The organism is Salinibacterium sp. (assembly GCF_031364185.1).
GTDB lineage: Bacteria > Actinomycetota > Actinomycetes > Actinomycetales > Microbacteriaceae > Rhodoglobus.
Window position 1 is genome coordinate 1 of the sequence record NZ_JANLVV010000232.1, and the last position, 5,781, is coordinate 5,781.

General features: G+C 62.3%; 7 protein-coding genes. All 7 read left to right on the top strand.

The features are described 5' to 3' along the window. Positions 1–572 (top strand): hypothetical protein (locus tag RMN95_RS10240; protein ID WP_309616821.1); only part of this gene is annotated, 572 nt, incomplete at its 5' end. Further along, positions 569–2,164, top strand: coding sequence for a hypothetical protein (locus RMN95_RS10245; RefSeq protein WP_309616822.1), 1,596 nt, complete (start codon positions 569–571; stop codon positions 2,162–2,164). The genes RMN95_RS10240 and RMN95_RS10245, both read left to right, overlap by 4 nt. Next, complete coding sequence (locus RMN95_RS10250; protein ID WP_309616823.1) at positions 2,161–2,991, top strand: prepilin peptidase; 831 nt, start codon at positions 2,161–2,163, stop codon at positions 2,989–2,991. The genes RMN95_RS10245 and RMN95_RS10250 overlap by 4 nt, the downstream gene beginning before the upstream one ends. Positions 2,992–3,020: 29 nt before the next feature. Further along, positions 3,021–4,061, top strand: coding sequence for a type IV pilus assembly protein PilM (gene pilM, locus RMN95_RS10255; protein WP_309616824.1), 1,041 nt, complete (start codon positions 3,021–3,023; stop codon positions 4,059–4,061). After that, positions 4,058–4,756 (top strand): hypothetical protein, encoded by a 699-nt coding sequence (locus RMN95_RS10260; RefSeq protein ID WP_309616825.1) that lies wholly within the window; start codon positions 4,058–4,060, stop codon positions 4,754–4,756. Before pilM ends, RMN95_RS10260 begins: the two co-directional genes overlap by 4 nt. Then, complete coding sequence (locus RMN95_RS10265; RefSeq protein WP_309616826.1) at positions 4,753–5,430, top strand: hypothetical protein; 678 nt, start codon at positions 4,753–4,755, stop codon at positions 5,428–5,430. The genes RMN95_RS10260 and RMN95_RS10265 overlap by 4 nt, the downstream gene beginning before the upstream one ends. Before the next feature lie 85 nt (positions 5,431–5,515). After that, on the top strand, positions 5,516–5,781 hold a 266-nt coding region (locus RMN95_RS10270; protein ID WP_309616827.1), incomplete at its 3' end, for a hypothetical protein.

Sequence of the window (5,781 nt, forward strand, 5' to 3'; positions counted from 1 at the left end):
TCGCCATGATGCTGACGACAATCGTCGCGGTGTCACAGAGTTCTACCCGCACCCAACTGGTGGGCGAGTCTACTAACGGTGCGATAACAGTGTTCGGCGCACTCGACCGCCAAGTGCGCTATTCCGACTCCATCAACTACCCGGGCACCGCCGCGTCCGGCAAACGGTACGTGGAATTCCGCACACCCGCCGAAAGCACCGCCACCCGCGTCACGACCTGCACTCAGTGGATGTTCGACCCCGCTCAGAAGTCACTCAGTTCGCGCACCTGGCCCGATCTTGCCGGTTCTGCCGCAACTCCCTGGGTCATTCGCCTGAGTAACGTCATTGACGACCAAACACCAGGATCGCCATATCCGTTCGCCCTGGTACCCGTTGGGCTTTCTGGCTCTTCGATGCAGCAGCTCATCGTCGCACTTCACGCAGGCAATCAGGCTCTCGACCAGGGTGCCCAGTTCACCAGTTCTTTCGTTGCTCGTAACAGCTCGACAAAGTCGCCCAGCAATGCCGACGTCAACGTCGACCTGGTCAGCGACACCCCCGTATGTGTACGAGCAGGGAGCAGATCATGATCCGCATAGCCAGCCTGAGTACAGCATGGAGAGACCGCGCGCGCAACGGCGAAACCGCTGACCGTGGTGTCGCGATGCTCACCGCAATTTTCTTCATGGTCATTGTGGCGGGGCTCTCGGTCGTGCTCCTCAGCGTGACGCTGTCTCAGCAGGCACCCACGAACACGGCGCAAAAGAGCACTAAAACCATTTACTCCGCTCAGGCAGGATTGCAAGCGGCGCTCGGCGTCATTCGAACAGCGAACGGTGTTCGAAACACCGCTGGAGAGGTTCTCGGGGCCGTAGAGAAGCTCCCGTGCACCATGGGAGGGACGGTCGAAGGGGCGGGAACTGGCACCTCGTACCAGGTGGACCTGAACTACTTCACCCTCGATCCGAGCGGGAGGGACGCGACCTGGCGGGCCGCCAACAAAATGTCGTGCACCAACGGCAGCGGGGTAGTGCCACGAGCTAACGGCACCGGGGTGCTGGTGAAGCCTACTTTCGCCTATATCCGCGCAGTCGGAGTTGGCGTTACCTTAAGAGGTCAGGCAGCGAGCGTCGGAAATCGGACACTCTCGGCGGTGTACAAGTTCAAGGTGAACAGCTCGAACATGGCTGGCGGTTTCATGTTCGCCAATAACGGCGCGTACTGTCTCCACGCGGTATCTGAAACGGCGGGGTCGGAGATCCAATACAAGCCGGCGGGGTCGTGCACTGATACTGATAAGGAACTGTGGACGTACTCGACCGATTACCGGCTGAAACTTTCACACACCGCCCGAAACGGGTCGCTCGGCCTCTGCATCACCGGCCCAGCGGTAGACGGGCAGGCCACCCAAAATGCTCTCTTGCAGCCTTGCAAGGCGACAAATGACCCAGATCGCTGGAACCAGTTGTGGAGCTGGACGAACAGCTGGGAGGGCCAGCAGAAGAATATCGGCAACGGGCCAAGTAACTATTGCCTCACATCCGGGGAGGGTCCGAATTTCTCCACAGGTCGGGCGCAGGTCGCGATCGGCTGCTCTGGTACTTTCAACGCGACACCTGAGGTGGGAGCTGGCGCCGCGGGGAAGCTGACAAACGAGATAGTGAGCTATAAAGAATTCGGCCGATGCCTGGACGTTACCAACGGGGATATCGACTATTCATTTATGATTGTGTACCCCTGCAAACAGGACGCCACGGGCACCGGTACAAATCTGTATTGGAACCATAAGTGGTACTACACGGAACCCCCAGGGGGCCAGGATCGCTTGGCCGGCCAGCAGATTACTGTCAACTACGGCGATGCAACACCAGCGAACAACTATTGCTTCCAGGCTGCCGCGAGAGGGGCGGTACCTGACACAGTGTTCGCCCGCTGTACAGGCAACGCGAACCAGAACTGGACGCGGGTCTCTTACACAGGTGACTACGACACCAGCTACCTTTTCGTCGACTTTCTGGGCCGCTGCCTCACCGCCGACTCAGCCAACCCGTTTGTCCCCTACGGCTATCCCTTCTCTAAGGTGCGCACCGCGGCGTGCAACGGCTCCCTCGAGCAAAAATGGAACGCACCGGCCCTCGTCGTCGAATCCGAATTCGGCTCATTCCGCGAGGTAAGTGAATGATTGCCATCGCGGCGGTACCCGGGGTGCTCGGGCTTCTCATCGGATCATTTCTCAACGTCGTCATCTATCGGGTGCCGCTCGGGCGCTCGATCATCGCGCCCGCAAGCGCCTGTCCCGGCTGCTCCATGCCGATCCAGGCCCGCGACAACATCCCGATTCTCTCCTGGCTGCTGTTGCGTGGCCGGTGCCGCAACTGCAAGACGGGGATCTCGTGGCGTTACCCCGCTGTCGAGTTCGGTACCGGGTTGCTCTTCCTCCTCGCCGCCGGCCTGACCGTGCCTGCGATTCTCGATGCCTCTTCCATTCCGCTGGCCGTTTCGGCTGTTCTTGTGTGTCTCGCGTTCCTGTGGCTCGCGGCCGCGTCGGTTGCCCTCGCTCTGATTGACATCGATGTGCACCGCCTGCCTGACCGTATCGTCGTGCCGAGTTACCTCGTCGGCGTCCTGCTGCTGGGAGCGGCGAGCCTTTTGAGCGGCGATGGAGAGCGCGCGCTCCGCGCCGGAATTGCCATGATCGCTCTTGCGGCGGCGTACTTTCTGATGGCGCTTGTCTATCCCGGCGGGATGGGTCTTGGCGACGTGAAGCTCGCCGGTCTGATCGGGCTGTACCTCGGTTTCACCGGCTGGGGAGCGCTGGCGGTAGGCGCACTGGCTGCGTTCATCCTCGCTGGCCTCTTTGCTGGGGTGCTCATCGCCACGGGGAAGGCCACCCGCAAGAGCGGCATCCCGTTCGGGCCCTGGATGCTCGCGGGTGCCTGGATCGGCCTCGCTGTGGGGCAACCGATCGCGGCCGGTTACCTCTCACTGTTTGGACTCACGGCGGCTTAGTCCACGCCAATTTACGGGGGAGAAAAGAAATGGCCAGCATCATCGTTGGCGTCGACATCGGTGCCACAGGCATCCGCGGCGCAGAAGTCGAGGGGACGGCAACAGCACGCCCGATTCTCCGGCGTTATCATGAGGTTCCCCTGCCCCGCGGCGCGGTATCTAAGGGCGAGGTTATCGAGCCAGCGCTCGTCGCCACCGCGCTGAAGACGCTGTGGTCTCAGGGCGGTTTCACCTCAAAGAAGATCGTGCTCGGCGTCGGGAGTTCGCGGGTTCTCGCCCGTGACATCAGCATGCCCAAGGCGCCGATCAAGATGATTCGCGAAATGCTTCCGCTTCATGTGCAGGAGGTGCTGCCTTTTCCTGCAAAGGATGCCGTACTCGACTTTTACCCGATCAGTGAGGGCGACGACAACACCGTAAACGGCCTATTGGTGGCCGTGCTCGAGTCGACCGTAGCGAAGAACATCTCCGCCGCGCGGCTTTCCGGCCTCAGCCCCAGCAATGTCGACCTCATTCCGTTCGCCATAACGCGCGTCAATTTTTGGGGCGGCGAAGGCTCGGGGACGGTGGCACTTGTCGATGTCGGAGCATCGACCACGACGGTGGTTGTGGCAACAGGAGGGGTGCCCACCTTCGTCCGAATCATCCCAACCGGCGGTGATGAGGTGACCTCGGCGCTGGCATCGAGGTTGAGCATTGACCCGGATGCGGCCGAGCAGATCAAGCGCAGCCTCGGGCTGTCAGCGGCAACGACGCCCGAGGAGCGACTGGCTTCGGCCGCGATCTTCGAGACGACCGGCCAACTCATCACGAGCATCCGCGAAACACTCAACTATTTCGCATCGGCCCACCCGACGACCTTTGTGGGAAGCATCATCCTTTCGGGTGGCGCCTCGCATCTGCGAGGTTTTGGAGCCGCCCTGGGGGAATACTCAAGGCTCCCTGTCACCGCAGCACAGCCCTTCGGCTCACTCAACATCCGTAAACCAGCCGAAAAGTCCATCGCATCGATCGGTGTCGACGCGTCACCGCTCGTGGCGGTCGGACTAGCCCTCGGGAGCGCAGCATGAGCGTCATGCCCAAGCTCACGCTCACAAAGAAAACGGGCACCGTGCAGGCGATGCCCGGGCTGGTTCTCGGGGGGCTCCCCGCCGTGCGACTGCTGCCACTTGCATATGAAGCCAGCATCAGGTCTTCGCGTGTGCGTCGCAAACTAATTACCGGGGTTGTCGCTGTGGTGGCGGTCGTGCTCGTCGGCATCGGAGCGGGAACGGCTCGGCTCGCCTTTGCCAACTCCCAACTTGAGTCGGAGCAGGCCCGAACTGGGCTCCTCAAGGTGGAGCAACAGAAATATGCTGCTGTAACCACGCTCGAATCGCAGCTGCGCGGGATTGGGGACTCTCAGCCGATCGCCGCGTCGGGCGAGATCCAGTGGGCGCCGTACCTCGCACTCGTCGGCGCGACCCTACCGCCAGACACCGTGATTACTGCGTTTTCGGCCGAGCTCTCAGACGCGGCCGATCCGGCAGCCGAGATCGTTCCCCTCCAGGCGGAGCACATCGCTGTCGTGGGGTTGACCGTCGATAGTCCGCAGGCCTCGGTCTCCGACTGGCTTGACAGCATGCGATCTCTGCCTGGCTTCGTAGATGCGACCCCGGGCAACGTCGTGCTCGTCCCCGAGACGGGCCGCTACACCGTCGCCGTCGACCTGCTCGTCAACGATGTCGCGCTCGCAAAGCGCTTCGAGCCGAAGGACAAAAAATGAACCGCATCATCACGTTCGGGCTTGCCGGTCTCATGGTGGTCGTTGCCGCGACGGGTTGGCTGCTGGGAATCTCGCCACTGCTCGACGAGGCGAACGGTGCCGACGAGCAGCGGGCTTCGGTAGCAGGCCTGAACGACGTCAACCAGGCGAAGGTTGCTGAGCTGAAAACGAAGTTCGAAAACCTCGACGAAATTACGGGTCAGGTGGCGGCGCTACGCACATCGGTGCCCGAGGGTCTCGATATTCCGGCTCTCCTGCGCGAGATCAATGAATTTTGCGCGTCAAATGGTGTGACTCTCGTCAGCCTGACAGTCGACACTGCGGAGGTGCTCACGCCCGCGGCTGCCCCCGCAGACGCCGCAGCGCCCGCCGTTCCGGATGATGCCACTGTCGCACCCGTTGCCGCTGCGCCCACAGGCCCGCTTCTGGTGAGGGCACCGATTCAGGTGACCGTGCTGGGGGACTACGCCGCAGTGATGGCATTCGCGGGATCCCTGCAGACTGGTCAGCGCCTGTTTCTGGCGAAGTCCTTTGCTGCCACACAATCGCCGGCGGGATTCTCGGGCGTGCTGGGGGGTTTCGTTTATGCGCTGCCGCTGGCGGGCGCAGACGTACCTGCACTGACCGACGAGCAGGCTAAACAGGACGCGGCGGCGGCCGAGCCGAAGGGGTAGCCGATCCGGGTGAGCATCAACTGTCCACCCGGCCTCAGCGCCGTCGCTACACTGACATGAGAATGCGACGCCTGAGGAGAGCCCGATGACCACCATCCCACCCGAATCCGGGGACAATTCGGCGAGCACGTCTTCAGTGCGCTCGGCGTCGCACGACGATTCAGTACAGGAGGCAGTCATCATCGACGAGCCAGCCACCGCGCCAGTCGAGGACGAGTTGGTGATCGAGGATGACGGCTCCACCGTCGTCGAGGAAGAGGTCGCTCACGCCAGCGCGACCGAGCCCGTCATTGCCACCGATGACCCGGGTGCCGTGCGCACCGATGCCCCGCCCGTCACTGTCGCACCGCA